General features: G+C 56.1%; 11 protein-coding genes and 1 pseudogene. 2 read left to right on the top strand and 10 right to left on the bottom strand.

The features are described 5' to 3' along the window. Positions 1-144: 144 nt before the first annotated feature. The 4 genes and pseudogenes from DUD43_RS19235 to DUD43_RS09510 all read right to left on the bottom strand — a co-directional run bounded on the left by DUD43_RS19235 (position 145) and on the right by DUD43_RS09510 (position 7,162). Positions 145-1,887, bottom strand: a complete 1,743-nt coding sequence (locus DUD43_RS19235) for a BapA/Bap/LapF family large adhesin (RefSeq protein ID WP_228125952.1) — start codon at positions 1,885-1,887, stop codon at positions 145-147. Continuing rightward, positions 1,839-5,417 (bottom strand): hypothetical protein, encoded by a 3,579-nt coding sequence (locus DUD43_RS19230; RefSeq protein WP_228125951.1) that lies wholly within the window; start codon positions 5,415-5,417, stop codon positions 1,839-1,841. Before DUD43_RS19230 ends, DUD43_RS19235 begins: the two co-directional genes overlap by 49 nt. A gap of 196 nt (positions 5,418-5,613) precedes the next feature. Then, positions 5,614-5,832, bottom strand: a pseudogene (locus DUD43_RS19425) (BapA prefix-like domain-containing protein); the annotation flags it as partial. 61 nt (positions 5,833-5,893) lie between these two features. Further along, positions 5,894-7,162 carry a TolC family protein gene (locus DUD43_RS09510; RefSeq protein WP_194273477.1) on the bottom strand — a complete coding sequence of 423 codons (1,269 nt, stop codon included), beginning with the start codon at positions 7,160-7,162 and terminating at the stop codon, positions 5,894-5,896. A gap of 549 nt (positions 7,163-7,711) precedes the next feature. Between DUD43_RS09510 and DUD43_RS09505 the strand changes: the two genes are divergently transcribed. Next, the gene (locus tag DUD43_RS09505; RefSeq protein WP_051316195.1) at positions 7,712-8,143 is read left to right on the top strand and encodes a helix-turn-helix domain-containing protein; all 432 of its coding nucleotides are present in this window, start codon (positions 7,712-7,714) and stop codon (positions 8,141-8,143) included. A 171-nt stretch (positions 8,144-8,314) separates the two neighbouring features. On the opposite strand, the gene DUD43_RS09500 is transcribed toward DUD43_RS09505, so the two are convergent. Next, entirely contained in the window at positions 8,315-9,046 is a 732-nt protein-coding gene (locus tag DUD43_RS09500; RefSeq protein ID WP_026482662.1) for a winged helix-turn-helix domain-containing protein, read from the bottom strand. Between the two features lie 450 nt (positions 9,047-9,496). Between DUD43_RS09500 and DUD43_RS09495 the strand changes: the two genes are divergently transcribed. Beyond that, positions 9,497-9,988, top strand: coding sequence for a hypothetical protein (locus DUD43_RS09495; protein ID WP_153230091.1), 492 nt, complete (start codon positions 9,497-9,499; stop codon positions 9,986-9,988). Positions 9,989-10,656: 668 nt separating this feature from the next. On the opposite strand, the gene sufT is transcribed toward DUD43_RS09495, so the two are convergent. From sufT to sufC, 5 genes are read right to left on the bottom strand one after another with little or no spacing between them, the layout of a single operon-like run. Continuing rightward, positions 10,657-11,217 carry a putative Fe-S cluster assembly protein SufT gene (gene sufT / locus DUD43_RS09490; RefSeq protein WP_153230090.1) on the bottom strand — a complete coding sequence of 187 codons (561 nt, stop codon included), beginning with the start codon at positions 11,215-11,217 and terminating at the stop codon, positions 10,657-10,659. 15 nt (positions 11,218-11,232) lie between these two features. Next, positions 11,233-11,685: a Fe-S cluster assembly sulfur transfer protein SufU gene (gene sufU / locus DUD43_RS09485; protein ID WP_009454366.1), complete on the bottom strand. Its 453-nt coding sequence runs from the start codon at positions 11,683-11,685 to the stop codon at positions 11,233-11,235. Then, entirely contained in the window at positions 11,686-12,933 is a 1,248-nt protein-coding gene (locus DUD43_RS09480; RefSeq protein ID WP_153230089.1) for a cysteine desulfurase, read from the bottom strand. Then, complete coding sequence (gene sufD, locus DUD43_RS09475; protein WP_153230088.1) at positions 12,930-14,237, bottom strand: Fe-S cluster assembly protein SufD; 1,308 nt, start codon at positions 14,235-14,237, stop codon at positions 12,930-12,932. The genes DUD43_RS09480 and sufD overlap by 4 nt, the downstream gene beginning before the upstream one ends. After that, complete coding sequence (gene sufC / locus DUD43_RS09470) at positions 14,234-15,013, bottom strand: Fe-S cluster assembly ATPase SufC (protein WP_123049231.1); 780 nt, start codon at positions 15,011-15,013, stop codon at positions 14,234-14,236. Before sufC ends, sufD begins: the two co-directional genes overlap by 4 nt. Between the last annotated feature and the right edge of the window lies 1 nt (position 15,014).

Raw genomic sequence — 15,014 nt, 5'->3', positions numbered from 1 at the left:
TCCTTGTGAAATACAACTATCAAACGTCTTGTCAGTGACCTGCGTACAGGGCAGTGACAAAAGGTCTGCAAATAGACAATCGCTGCATAGGCAGCGCAGACAGAAAAGCACTGGGCTTTGCAGCCCAGTGCTCCCGGTGATGAATTAGCCTACAAGGCTGTGCTCATCCAGCTCGTCAATGACGGGGTCAACTTCGACTTCCGGTACCAGCAGTTCTTCTTCGCTGATGCCTTCAAACGAGGTTGGCTCGCCAGCGGCTTGGCCAGACTGCTCCTGTTCATCCTCCAATGCGCCCAGATCAACGTCCGTTTCCTCGGTACCCTGAAGCTCAATGCTCTCTTCAAGAACCGGAGTCTCTTCTGTTGTCTCTGGCGTATGGTCCTCAACGCTGTCCAGGGACAAGACGGATTCATCTGCACCCATCTCGTCAAAGTCAGCGCTGAAGGCGAACGCTTCAGGAACATAAGGACCTTCACCGTGCTCAACGCCTACCGTCAGGGTGGCGTCTGCCGTCGTGCCGTTTGGATGCTCCAGACGGTACTCAAAGACGTCCTCATTGCCAGTCTCTTCCAGACCAGGTTTAGGCTGGTAGGAGTAGCTGCCGTTGGTGTTGATCGTCAACGTGCCATGCTGACCTTCCACCGTCGTTCCATTGCTGACTTCCACAAAGTTGCCGTGGGCATCCTTGATCAGGAACTTGGTGTAGGTCGAGGCCAGATGATCGTCAGCCAGGACATTGCCGCTTGCGCCGTGAATGTTCTTGATGACATATTCATCCAGGTGCGTGACCGACTGAGTCTCGTAACCCAACTCCAGCTTGCCGCCCGTGCCTGTACCACTACGCTGATACGTTGCCGTAACGGTGTAGTTTCCAGCCTCAAGCCCTTGCAGCATTTCCTGAACACTCAGGTTGCTGAGCAGACCGCCCGAACCGGTGTAAGTCTTGGAATATCCACCAGGACCGGTCACCGTCACCGTCAAACTATCGGTAACGAGAAGCTCGTCAGGTGAAGAGGCCGTGATCTTGACGTTAGCCTTGCTGTTTGGATCAACCGTAAAGCTGACCGATGTGGTCTTGGTGACCGCTCCAGCAAAGATTCCGCCAATAGTCTGGCTAGGAGCTTTCTCGCTAGGTCCACCTTGGGTCACACGGTAGTCACTGTCGATAACAGCTTCACCCGTGTTGCTGTTGGCAACCAGGTCAACTTCAGCTGGCTGAGACGGATCTTCGGGCCAGATCAGGCCTTGGCCGTCACTGTCGATACGAACATGGATCGTGGCAGTGCTGCTGGAACCGTCAGCGGCCTTGATCGTGTACTCGAAGGTTTCTACCTGGCCAATACCGGAACCATCGGTGTTGTTTGGCGTGTAAGTAAACTCGCCATCTGCACCAATGGTCAGCGTGCCGTATTCACCTTCAAACGTCGTTGTACCGTTGGCACCCACTTGTTCCCCATTGATATGGGTCACTTTGGCGCCTTCGCCAGCCGCGTCGTTATCGAGCACATTGCCGCTTACCGGTGTTGCCGTGTAGGAGCCTGCCTCGGTGTGGTCATAGAACGTGGTCGAACCTTCCACCTTGGTGGTGCTCAACACGCTCAGGCCACGCACAGCCGCGATCACCTGGTACTCGCCTGGAGGCAAGTCATTAATGGTGAACTTGGCCTTGCCACCGAAGATGCCAATGATGTCGATCAAGCCGCCGGAGCCCGATTCCTCAAGCACCTTCCAGTTGCCATTTTCATCCTTGACGCGCAACTGAACCTTGACGTTATCAAGCAAGCTGATCGCAGAGCCCGAAGACACGCTGATCTCGCTAGTCGCTGTTTCGCCCTCGCCTACCTTGAAGCTGAAGCGTGGTGCGCCGTCAAAGAAGGCATCCCACAAACCACCGATGTCGATAATCGACAGACGGCTGTCGGACTGAACTTTAGTCTCCAGTTCGGTGGGTTCGATATCCAGCTTGGCCGTGAAGTAGTCGTCGGAGACGTCGGAATCGGCGTCAGCGTCGGCGTCGGCGTCGGCGTCGGCATCAGCGTCTGCATCAGCATCAGCGTCTGCATCGGCATCGGCATCGGCATCAGCATCAGCATCAGCATCTGCGTCAGCGTCGGCATCAGCGTCAGCGTCTGCATCGGCATCTGCATCAGCGTCTGCATCGGCGTCAGCGTCGGCATCAGCATCAGCATCAGCGTCAGCATCTGCGTCTGCGTCTGCATCAGCGTCTGCGTCAGCATCTGCATCGGCGTCTGCGTCGGCATCAGCGTCGGCATCGGCATCAGCGTCAGCATCAGCATCAGCGTCTGCATCTGCGTCAGCATCGGCGTCGGCGTCTGCATCAGCATCGGCGTCGGCATCAGCGTCTGCATCAGCATCAGCGTCTGCGTCAGCATCGGCGTCGGCGTCGGCATCAGCATCTGCATCAGCATCTGCGTCTGCATCAGCGTCTGCGTCTGCGTCAGCATCTGCATCGGCGTCTGCGTCGGCATCAGCGTCGGCATCAGCGTCGGCATCAGCGTCTGCATCGGCGTCAGCATCAGCGTCTGCATCTGCATCTGCGTCGGCGTCAGCATCTGCATCTGCGTCTGCGTCGGCGTCAGCATCTGCATCTGCGTCTGCATCGGCATCAGCATCAGCGTCGGCGTCAGCATCTGCGTCGGCATCGGCGTCTGCATCTGCATCGGCGTCTGCGTCGGCATCAGCGTCGGCATCAGCGTCTGCATCGGCATCAGCGTCTGCATCAGCGTCTGCATCGGCATCGGCGTCAGCATCTGCGTCGGCATCGGCGTCGGCATCAGCGTCTGCGTCGGCGTCAGCATCAGCGTCGGCGTCGGCGTCGGCGTCGGCGTCAGCATCTGCGTCGGCATCGGCGTCTGCATCAGCGTCAGCGTCTGCATCTGCGTCAGCATCGGCGTCGGCGTCGGCGTCTGCATCAGCATCGGCGTCTGCGTCTGCGTCAGCGTCAGCGTCAGCGTCAGCGTCAGCGTCAGCATCGGCGTCGGCATCAGCATCGGCGTCAGCATCGGCGTCTGCGTCGGCGTCTGCGTCGGCGTCTGCGTCGGCGTCTGCATCAGCGTCGGCATCAGCATCAGCGTCTGCATCGGCGTCAGCGTCGGCATCGGCGTCAGCATCAGCATCAGCATCAGCATCAGCGTCAGCGTCAGCATCTGCGTCTGCGTCTGCATCAGCGTCTGCGTCTGCATCAGCGTCTGCGTCGGCGTCAGCATCAGCGTCTGCATCTGCATCGGCGTCAGCGTCGGCATCAGCGTCGGCGTCTGCGTCTGCGTCAGCATCGGCGTCAGCGTCGGCATCTGCGTCTGCATCAGCATCGGCGTCTGCGTCGGCGTCGGCATCAGCGTCTGCATCGGCGTCGGCGTCAGCATCTGCGTCGGCATCAGCATCTGCATCAGCGTCGGCGTCAGCATCTGCATCGGCGTCTGCGTCAGCATCGGCATCGGCATCTGCATCAGCATCGGCGTCGGCGTCGGCGTCGGCGTCGGCGTCAGCATCTGCATCTGCGTCTGCATCGGCGTCGGCATCAGCATCGGCGTCTGCGTCTGCGTCTGCGTCAGCGTCAGCGTCAGCATCGGCGTCGGCATCAGCATCAGCATCAGCATCGGCGTCTGCGTCGGCGTCTGCATCAGCGTCGGCGTCGGCGTCGGCATCAGCATCAGCGTCTGCATCGGCGTCAGCGTCGGCATCGGCGTCAGCATCAGCATCAGCATCAGCATCAGCATCAGCATCAGCATCAGCATCAGCATCAGCATCAGCATCAGCGTCAGCGTCAGCGTCAGCATCTGCGTCTGCGTCTGCATCAGCGTCTGCGTCGGCGTCAGCATCAGCGTCTGCATCTGCATCGGCGTCAGCGTCGGCATCAGCGTCGGCGTCTGCGTCTGCGTCTGCGTCAGCATCGGCGTCAGCGTCGGCATCTGCGTCGGCATCAGCATCGGCGTCGGCGTCGGCATCAGCATCGGCGTCTGCGTCGGCGTCGGCGTCGGCATCAGCGTCTGCATCGGCGTCGGCGTCAGCATCTGCGTCGGCATCAGCATCTGCATCAGCGTCGGCGTCAGCATCTGCATCGGCGTCTGCGTCAGCATCGGCATCGGCGTCTGCGTCGGCATCTGCATCGGCGTCGGCGTCGGCGTCAGCATCAGCATCGGCGTCTGCATCGGCGTCGGCATCAGCATCGGCATCAGCATCTGCATCAGCGTCAGCGTCAGCGTCAGCATCTGCATCAGCGTCAGCATCTGCATCAGCGTCTGCATCTGCGTCGGCGTCGGCGTCTGCATCGGCGTCGGCATCAGCATCGGCGTCGGCGTCAGCATCGGCGTCGGCGTCTGCGTCAGCATCGGCATCTGCATCTGCATCTGCGTCTGCGTCAGCATCGGCGTCTGCGTCAGCATCAGCGTCTGCGTCTGCGTCAGCATCTGCATCGGCGTCTGCGTCGGCATCAGCGTCGGCATCTGCATCTGCGTCGGCGTCAGCATCAGCATCTGCATCTGCATCTGCGTCTGCATCAGCGTCAGCGTCTGCATCTGCGTCTGCATCGGCGTCGGCATCAGCGTCTGCGTCGGCGTCAGCATCAGCATCAGCATCGGCGTCTGCGTCAGCATCAGCGTCTGCATCTGCATCGGCATCAGCATCGGCGTCGGCATCAGCATCAGCATCGGCGTCAGCATCGGCGTCTGCGTCTGCGTCAGCATCAGCGTCTGCATCTGCATCTGCATCGGCATCAGCATCGGCGTCGGCATCAGCGTCGGCGTCTGCGTCGGCATCAGCGTCAGCATCTGCGTCGGCGTCAGCATCAGCATCAGCATCAGCATCGGCGTCGGCGTCAGCATCTGCATCTGCGTCTGCATCGGCGTCGGCATCAGCATCAGCATCTGCATCAGCGTCGGCGTCAGCATCAGCGTCTGCATCTGCGTCGGCGTCAGCATCGGCGTCGGCATCAGCATCAGCATCGGCGTCGGCGTCGGCGTCAGCATCAGCGTCGGCATCAGCGTCAGCATCGGCGTCGGCGTCAGCATCGGCGTCGGCGTCAGCATCGGCGTCTGCGTCTGCGTCTGCGTCAGCATCAGCGTCTGCATCTGCATCAGCATCGGCGTCGGCATCAGCGTCGGCGTCTGCGTCGGCATCAGCGTCTGCATCGGCGTCAGCATCTGCGTCGGCATCAGCATCAGCATCGGCATCTGCGTCGGCATCAGCATCAGCATCGGCATCTGCGTCAGCATCGGCATCTGCGTCAGCATCGGCATCTGCGTCAGCATCGCCATCTGCGTCAGCATCGGCATCGGCATCTGCGTCAGCGTCAGCGTCAGCATCTGCATCAGCATCAGCATCGGCGTCGGCGTCTGCATCACCATCGCCATCGTCTTTACCGCCCGAGCCGCCGGAGGAATGGCCAGATGCCATTGCAACGCCCGTCAAGCCAGCCAGCAGCAGGCCGAGGACCCACGGTGGAGGTGTGCTGGTGCCAGCGGCAGCAGCGCACACAGTTTCGGAAACGACAGGTGCCGTATTCGCAAATACGGCATCCTGGGCGGAGATTTCTACCAGCTCTCCGCTGCTATTGAGCCACCACAGTTGGCAGGCTGAATCTTCCAGAACCAGCTCGCTATGTTCGCCGTCTGGGTTTTCGTTAAAGAAACCTTTCAAGGTGACCTGTTGACCATTGGCCATCACCAGGACAAGGTTATTTCCTTGGCGGGTAATACTGACAATATCGCCAGGACTCGCGTTCAATTTGACGAGATGAGGGGTGGCCAGCACTTGATCCGCTAATTGCGTCTCCAGTACTGGCTTTCCCGCTCCCGATCGTTCTGCTAGGATCATTTTCATGAATAGCCCAACCTTTTAATAATAAAAATGGCCACAAGGCCCCTCTTCACAACGGTTAATTCAAGGCAGGCACATTGAATCCAGCGCTCAACAATCCCTGGGAGTAAGCGCACTCAATCTGCGAAGCTTTCAAATCCAACTCACTGTTCAACACCTCGACACGGGCCTGGTGGTATTCCTGTTCGGCATTCAATAAGTCGACCAGTGAACGCGTTCCTAAATCCAAATACTGTTTTCTGTACAAATCTTTCGTGCCGCTAATGTTCACGACACGATTGGCCAGCAGCGTCTTGCGACGCTCCAGCCCTTGATAACGATTGACCTGGTCCGCCAGGCGCTGCTCCACCTGCAAGCGGACTTGAGACTTTTCAGCGCTGGCAGCGCGCAAGGCGCCCGAGGCTGCGCGTTTACGCGCCGACAGGCCGCCCCCTTGATAAAAGGGCATGGAGAAATTCAGGCGTATGCCCGTCTCGACACGGCTGCCATAAAGCGGGGTCGCATTCAGAGCACGGGAGGCATTAGCTTGCAAAGAGAGGGTTGGCCATTCTTCTGAGCTGGCCAGATCAACATCAGCCACCGCTTCTTCGGCCGCCATATCAACCATCACCACTTCAGGAATGCGCTCCCAATTGATGCGGGAGATCGTGCAGCTTTGATTCAGTTCAGGTGGGAACTGCGCCAAGGACACGGCGCTAACGTCAGGAAGTTGTGCAAGTAGTGCAATTTCCTGCAACCATTTGCGATACTCCGCATCAACGTTCAATACCAGCGCCTGAACGGAATCCAGGCGGGAACGCGCTTGCAAAACGTCGGACAAGTTGCTGGCGCCTTTCTCGTGGCGCTGCTCGACCAAACGGGTTAGCTGCTCCACTTCCTGAACGTGTGCTTGGGCCAGATTCAGAAAACCCTGATAACGCACCGCTTCCAGCACCGAGTTGGACGCTTCGCGAACCAGTTGCTCCACAACCAGATCAGTTCTGGCCTGGGCTTTCAGATCCCCGAACTCGGCTTTTTTGACGGAATTGGCGGTTTTGCCGAAGTCGTACAGCAGTTGCTGCACGTTCAAGTCCAGGCTTTGCAGAGCCTTTTCGTCATAGCGACCGGAACGGTACTTTTCATAGCTACTTGAAACACCTCCGCTGACTTGCGGGTAGTAATGCGCCTTGGCAACATCGATCATCTCCCGTGCGCTTGCTTCGTAACCCATGGCACTTTCTCGCCCAGGGTGACGCGCAAGGACGCGATCCACAACGTACTGAATGCTTAAGGGTCCGTCATGATCGGCTTGCTCCAGAACGGCATTTTCCTGAAGCCGCTCAAGCATGGTTTGTGCCTTGCTCGATGTGGCAAGAACAGCCAGAGCCAACACGATCCCCACTGTTTTTGTTCTAGTCATAAAGCACCCAAGCAAGTGACTTTTTGTATCCTCAACAGCGGGGACAAAAAGCCGCACATTCAACACAAACGTACTCTCAAGAGGTAGAATCACCGGACGCAGGGCGCAAAAAAGCCACCTGCTTAATCCAAAAAGCAAGCAATGCAAAACTGTCATTCACCTGGATTGCGCGCTACCTCCGACACGCCTCACACAAAGAAGCAGACGCAGCACAACACGTTCTTATCGAGAGAATCGATTTTTGTGACAAAAGAATAATCTATCGCATGAAATTGGCGTTTTTGTGTAAAAAAGCGTATTTCCGGTTAGTTTTCTGTTCAGGAAGAATATTACGACAAGATCTTGTCGCTATCAAGCGATTACTTGGCGCAATTGAAAATAATTGACAAGAACATGAAGAAAAAGACGCGGGATTGTAATTAAGACCGTTGGGGCCCCTCACCACCACAACCTTTGGGCAGACCAGACCACACGCATATGGAAAATGAATTTAAAGACTTCTCGGACCGGATAAATCTAGCCATCGCCCGTGCAGGCGGAGCCAAGAACTTGGCGGACAAAATGGGAATGTCCACTTCTGTACTGCGCAGCTGGCGCTCAGGGAACTCCGACCCATCCCGCTCCAGCCTGGTCAAAATGGCTCAGGCCACCAATCTGTCTGTCAGTTGGCTGGCCTCGGGAGAAGGCAACCCTTCCCCTTCCGAACCCTCTTCAGCCTTGGTTGATCTAGATATCCTGGAAGAAATCATTGCCAAGACTCAACAACTATTCCAAGGTCAAAGCGTGAACCTGAAACCAGAAGCCGAGGCACGCATCATCCGCCTGGTCTATGAGTTCTACTTACGCCAAGGGCAACAAATGGATGAAGCCAGTTTGAATAATCTGATTGAACTGGCTTCATTTCGATAAAAGCCGTCCGCAATATTCAAATCAGGAACAAGAGCTGCATCTAATGTGGCATCGCTTGAATGCGAAAGTCACAGGCAGCTCTTTTCCCCGGCGATAGCCCAGCCTGTTATTAATCCCAGCCCTATTAAAAAGAATCAGGGCTTGTTCACGAATCAAAAAGCCAAACCAGGGCTAATGGGCTGAAAACACATAACCCACGCCCCACACAGAACGAATGGGCAAACGCTCGCCGTGCTGTGCCACCTTGCGTTTCAAACGGCTAATCACCACATCAATGTAGCGACTGGGCGGTTGATCCCCTTCCTTATCGCTAAACAGCTTTTCGCGGGCAACGGGTTCAGGACTCTCGGCCAGCAGAACACGCAATACACGTCGCTCCGCCCCCGTCAGGGTGATGGCATGTCGCTGCGGCGTCATCAAACGCCAACCGTCTTCCAGCAAATCCCAACCAAACAAGGGCTCCTGACTGTCTCCATTAACTCGGATCTCCGAGTGAGCAGCCGAGAAAGCCTTGTCCTTTCCATCCGAATACTTGGCTCGCAGCGCCAGCTCCCGCCTGCGCAGGGCCTGAATACTGGCCAGCACTTCCATGCTATGAGTTCGTTCGTCAAAACAGATATCTGCGCCAGCCAGCAGCAAGAGACTGCCATGTTCGGGCGTGAGCGTTCCATCAAAGCGCAAGACCACCAGGCCCATTGCCGCTGACTGCGCCCGCAAGCGCCCCACATCACTGAGCAGATCCTCATTCGGGGAATGCATCATGATCAGCTCACCCGCCTCGGCCTGTTCGTCTTGTGCGAATGACACCGCGCTATGTGCTTGCAGCACTTGCACAGGTATTCCCCACAGGGCCAAATCATCGATCAGCTTTTGTATCAGATCGCCGTTATCGAACAACAGCACGATTCTCTCTGTTCTCAACAGTACCAAGCCTCCCTCTCCCCAAAACCGTGGCTATCATTGCCTTGTAGGCCTGCACGCGTTCAAGCGGCTTTGCCTGGCGCTCACCATCGTCTTTATTGTGTTTCTTACTCACTCAAGACCTGGCGCGCCTACAGCCGATCTGTTAGCAAGGCCACTCTGTCTTTCTGCTCCTGGGTCCTTCCAGGGCCCGATGCGCATCCTTCCCGTGATGCCCTCTCTCTAGCATAAACACAAAATCTTGCCAAAACAGTCAAGTTCTTAAAACAAAAGTAAGAAAACCACATCATTTACATTTTTTGTGCAAATTCTTGTGTAGTTAACTTGGTTTTCTGTTCAAATTGAATAATAAGGCAAGTATATATCACCATCAAGCACTATCTTGACCAAATAACCAATAACGACAAGAACATGCAATCTCTGGAGGTGGCAATGTATTTCAAACACTCAGTAAAGCGATTAAGCCAGGCCGGTCAAAATACCCTGGAGGAAGGTTTCCGAAACTTCCCGGAGCGAATCAAACTGGCGATCGAGCAGGCCGGAGGGGCACAGAAACTGGCGGAAAAAGTGGGTGTGTCCCTATTGATTCTGCAAGGGTGGCAATCAGGAAAGACAGAGCCCTCTCGCCTTGCCTTGATCAAGCTGGCCAAGGCGTCCAAACTGCCTATTCAGTGGTTGGCCTGCGGGGAAGAAAGGCTTGATAAACAGGCTCCTGCTCCATCAAAGCCCAACGTGGCAGACATGGATTCTCTGGAAGAGATCATCCTGAAGATCAGGCGACTGTTTGTGCAGCAACAGCTCAGCCTGCGTTCTCGTGCAGAGGCTCAGGCGATTCGGCTTGTGTACGAGTTCTATCTGCATCAAGGCCGTCAAATGGATGACGCTAGCCTGGATAGCTTGATTGAACGCCTTGCCCCTCAGTAAACCTATGCGCATGAAGTAAGGCACCTAAGCATAAACTCGGATAAGCCTGCTGCTATTCGCGTTCGATTGATCAAGCCTTAAGTCTCCCTGTGCTGGCGAGCGTTTAATCTGCTCGTCCAGCAACAGTGCTGTCTCAAAAAAGATCTTTATGTTTTATTTGTATCGAATTTTATTCTTTCCCTCTTTAGGTAAACCCTTATTCATATAAGTTTGAAGCGTTCAGACATGAATCAAGAATTCAGGCTTGAAGTTCAGGGTTCAAGCGAAATTCATACAAATCTCTCTAGTCGGAGATAGGCAAAAACCCTAGGAAAAGTTATAAGCCCTGGCTTGATATAGGAGGAAGAAAGCTCTGCAATGCAGGTTTTGGCGCATTAAAAAAGAAGAAACAAGACTTAATGAAAACCGGGTTTTAAACGCTTTGGCCATTATTTCTATTTATGGACATCGAATAGATATCCAGTCATTTTTTTGAGCGTTTCGTGCTTGCCAGGACGCCTTACCTTCCCCACTATCTACAAGGCATAGAGAAGCTGAACCACGGGCTTCCTACGAGCTGGGAAGCGGCCTCGCAAACGGATTACTCACCGTCCTGGAGCCACCTTGCACACGTTGCGCTTCCTATCGCCAGATACAAAAAAGCCCGCATATTCTGCAGGCTTTTTCTATTACAGCATCCCTAGTTGCAAGCGGGCTGATTCACTCATGCGTTCCCGGCTCCATGGCGGATCCCAAACCAGGTCCACAACGGCCTTCTCCACGCCCTGGATCGTCTCCAGCTTGTAGCGGGCCTCATCGGCAATCATGGTGCCCATACCGCAACCAGGAGCCGTCAGCGTCATTTCCATGGTGATGGAGAAAGCTTCCGGCCCAGTCTGGTTCACGTGACAGGCGTACACCAGGCCCAGGTTAACGATATCCACCGGAATTTCCGGGTCGTAAACGCTGGAGAGCACAATCCAGGCAGCGTCTTCAATGGTTTTTTCGCTCAGGGGCAGCTCGGGTACAAAGACCTCGGGCTTGTCCTGGGACTCAAAACCCAGCGCATCGGCATCGACACCTTCAATCCGGTACAGGTTGCCCTCTACCATCACGGTATAGCTGCCACCCAGCTTCTGGGTAATCGTTGCTGTACAACCCGCCTCGATCGTAACGGGAGCACCGTAAGGGATACTGACAGCCGGACAATCTCGGCTGACCAGCACATCATGTCGTTCAAAGTAGCTCATGGCTTGTTTGCGCCTTTATTCGGTTTGCGCGGTTTCTTTGGCCTGATTGATGGCGTTGTGCAGGGTATGCCAGGCCAGAGTGGCACATTTAACCCGTGCGGGGAATTCACGCACACCAGATAACACTTCCAGCTTGCCCAGATCTCGATCGGGATGGGCCTCTGTCAGCATGGCGTGCATATCTTGAAAGAGAGACTCAAACTCGGCCAGACTCAGGCCCTTCACGGCTTCGGTCATCAAGGATGCCGACGCTTTGGAAATAGCGCAGCCATGCCCCACAAAGCTGACTTTCTGCACAATACCGTCTTCAACTACGGCGTACACAGCCAGTTGATCCCCGCACAGAGGGTTGTGGCCATTGGCAAAATGGCTGGCGTTTTCTATTACTTCAAAGTTACGCGGGCTACGGTTGTGGTCAAAAATGACCTCTTGGTAGAGCTCGCGCAGCCCGTTGAAATCCTGGCTCATTTAGCCAACTCCAAATAGTTTTTGAGCTTTGCGCAGGCTGCCCAGCAAAGCGTCAATATCAGCATAATCGTTGTACAAGGCAAAGGAGGCACGAGCCGTACCGGGAATGCCAAAGCGCGTCATCAAGGGCATGGCACAGTGGTGACCGGCACGCACGGCAACGCCGTCCATGTCCAGAATGGTCCCCAGATCGTGCGGGTGAATGCCATCGACCAGGAAGGACACAATGCCCGCCTTATGTGCGGCCGTACCGATAATGCGAATGCCAGGCATGGCCAGCAAGGCTTCAGTGGCGTAATCCAGCAGCAACGCTTCGTGATCAGCAACACGCTGCATGCCTATGCCCATCACATAATCGATGGCGGCAGCCATGGTAATGGCACCGGCGATATTGGGCGTACCAGCCTCAAAACGCTGTGGCACGGGCGCGTAATTGCTTTGCTCGAAACTGACCGTGGTGATCATGTCCCCGCCGCCCATCCAGGGCGACATGCTGTCCAGAATCTCGTAACGCACGTACAAGGCACCCATACCTGTGGGGCCGTACAGCTTGTGCGCCGAGAAGGTGTAGAAGTCAGCATCCAGAGCCTGCACGTCCACCACACCGTGGGGAACGGATTGGGCCCCGTCTACCAGCACCTTGGCGCCGACGGCATGAGCCTGACGGATCATTTCAGCAACGGGGTTGATCGTGCCCAGGGCATTGGATACATGGACCAAGCCCAGCAAACGAGTTTTCTCGTTAAGCAGCTGCTTGAACGCTTCCTGATCCAGCTCGCCATTGTCCAGCACAGGCACCACGCGGATGACCGCGCCCGTGCGTTGAGCCACAAGCTGCCAAGGTACGATGTTGGAGTGATGCTCCAGACCTGTCAGCAGGATTTCATCCCCTGCCTTCAGGTTGTCCATGCCCCAGCTATAGGCCACCAGGTTGATGGATTCTGTGGTGCCACGCGTAAATACAATTTCTTCATCGCGCGCGGCATTCAGAAATGCCCGCACTGTACTTCTGGCCTGATCGTACAGCTCAGTAGCATGCTGAGACAGCCAATGCACACCACGGTGGATGTTGGCATTGGACTGCTCATAGAATCGCGCCTCGGCTTCAATGACCGAGCGCGGCTTTTGCGTCGTCGCCCCGTTGTCCAGATAGGACAGGCGTTGGCCCCGGATGGGGCGAGCCAGGATAGGAAAATCCTCGCGATGATTCAGCAAACCAGCAGCAGTTACGGGCATAGGCGCATTCATGCAAGATCTCCAAGGGCAAGACCGCCAGGCAACAAAGCATTAATACCGACTGTGGCACGGCTACGCAGGCTCTCGGACGCAATGCGCTCCAGGGACTGGGCGGCAAATGCGTAGATCAGCATATTGCGTGCATCTTCCATGGTCATACCGCGCGAGCGCAGGTAGAACAGGCTGTCTGCATCCAGCTGACCCACCGTGGCACCGTGTGCACACTTGACGTCGTCAGCGTAGATTTCCAGCTCGGGGCGGGAGTCTGCACGAGCCATCTTGGACAAGAGCAAGCTGTCCGAACGCTGTACCGAATCCGTACCATCCGCGCCCTTGCCGACCAATACACGACCGCTGAATACACCGCGGGCGGTGTCGGCCAGAATACCGCGGTAGAACTCACGGCTTTGGCAGTTGGGCTGAGCGTGATCAATGACGGTGTTGTGGTCGACGTGACGGCGACCGTCTACAAAGTACAAACCATTGAACAAAGTTTCGCAGCGCTCGCCATTGAAGACGGTAGCAATGTCGTTACGGGCAATACGGGCACCGAAAGACAGGGAGTGCGAATTGAATACCGAGCCACGACCTTGCTGCACATCAATTGCAGCCAGGTGGAAGTCTTGCAGCGCTTCCTGCTGCAACTTCATGTGCGTCAGGTTGGCATCAGGCGCCACGTTCAGACGAGTCACGACGCTGCTCAAGGAAGCATCCGTTCCTTCCTGACCTACATAGTGTTCAACCACGGTTGCGCTGGCACCGGACTCCAGAGAAATCAGGTTACGCGTGAAGCTGGCGCTGCCGCCTTGAGTGCGTACAAAAACCAGATGAACAGGCTGTTCCAGGTGCTTGCCAGCAGCGATATGCAAGGCAGCGCCATCCTGAGCCAAAGCCAGGTTCAGGGCAGCGGTCGAAGCGCCCCGGGACTCGTCCCCATAAGCCTGCTGCAACCAATCTGCATCCTGTTCCAGACAGGCACTGAGCGAGGCCAAACGCACGCCCGCTGGCAATTCATTCAGGTGCGACAAGGCCGCATCGTAGTGACCATCCACAAAGACCAGGAAGTACCCGTCTTCTTGCTGGCGCACCGATGCCACCAGTTCCGCAGCCGAAGCCGACTTCTGAGGCGCAAAGCTTTGTTGTTCCAGCAAAGCCAAAGAGGTGTGATGCCAGGCTTCAATACGCGTGTTTGGCCAGCCTTCTTGTGCGAAACGATCCAGCGCGCGCTGACGCATAGCGCTTAGCCATGGCAGACCGGCCCCAGGTGCTTGTGCAGCCTGAGCGGCAAAGCTGTTGACCCAATCTGGCAGACTCATACCGCAGCTCCCTTGGCTTTTTGTTCGGCGGCTGCTTGTTCCAGCACCCAGCCGTAGCCACGTTCTTCCAGTTCCAGAGCCAATTCACGGCCACCGGAACGAATGATCTTGCCACCGGCCAATACGTGCACAAAGTCAGGCACGATGTAGTCCAGCAGACGTTGGTAGTGAGTGATCACCAGCAAGGAACGCTCGGGGGAACGCAGACGGTTCACGCCGTCGGCAACCACACGCAAAGCGTCAATATCCAGACCGGAGTCGGTTTCGTCCAGAATGGCCAGCTTGGGCTCCAACAGGCTCATTTGCAGAACTTCGTTGCGTTTCTTTTCGCCGCCGGAAAAACCTTCGTTCACAGAGCGGTACAAAAACTCTTCGCGCATTCCAACAATCTTCATTTCCTCTTTCACGCGCTTGAGGAAGTCCATGGCGTCCAGCTCGGGCAAGCCCTGATGACGACGCACGGCGTTCACGGAAGCACGCAGGAAGTAGGCGTTGGACACACCGGGAATTTCGATGGGGTACTGGAATGCCAGGAACAGACCGGAACGGGCGCGGTCTTCAATCTTCATTTCCAGCAGGTCTTGACCCAGCCAATCAACCGAACCACCTTCCACGGTGTAGTCTTCACGACCAGCCAGAACCTGGGACAAAGTGCTCTTGCCCGAGCCGTTCGGGCCCATGATGGCGTGAACTTCACCGGGTTTGATTTCCAGGTTCAGGCCTTTAAGGATAGGTTTATCTTCAACCGAAGCGCGCAAATCTTTAATCGTCAGCATT

The sequence above is a fragment of the Alcaligenes faecalis genome (genome assembly GCF_009497775.1).
GTDB classification, from domain to species: Bacteria; Pseudomonadota; Gammaproteobacteria; order Burkholderiales; family Burkholderiaceae_B; genus Alcaligenes; species Alcaligenes faecalis_D.
Note: the sequence above shows the minus strand (reverse complement) of the source record. Positions and strands in the feature narration are given on the sequence as shown.

Coding starts and splice junctions, on each gene's coding strand:
- DUD43_RS09505 (WP_051316195.1), top strand. CDS start 7,712: ATGGAAAATGAATTTAAAGACTTCTCGGACCGGATAAATCTAGCCATC.
- DUD43_RS09510 (WP_194273477.1), bottom strand. CDS start 7,162: ATGCTTGAGCGGCTTCAGGAAAATGCCGTTCTGGAGCAAGCCGATCAT.
- DUD43_RS09495 (WP_153230091.1), top strand. CDS start 9,497: ATGTATTTCAAACACTCAGTAAAGCGATTAAGCCAGGCCGGTCAAAAT.
- sufU (WP_009454366.1), bottom strand. CDS start 11,685: ATGAGCCAGGATTTCAACGGGCTGCGCGAGCTCTACCAAGAGGTCATT.
- sufC (WP_123049231.1), bottom strand. CDS start 15,013: ATGCTGACGATTAAAGATTTGCGCGCTTCGGTTGAAGATAAACCTATC.
- DUD43_RS09480 (WP_153230089.1), bottom strand. CDS start 12,933: ATGAATGCGCCTATGCCCGTAACTGCTGCTGGTTTGCTGAATCATCGC.
- sufD (WP_153230088.1), bottom strand. CDS start 14,237: ATGAGTCTGCCAGATTGGGTCAACAGCTTTGCCGCTCAGGCTGCACAA.
- sufT (WP_153230090.1), bottom strand. CDS start 11,217: ATGAGCTACTTTGAACGACATGATGTGCTGGTCAGCCGAGATTGTCCG.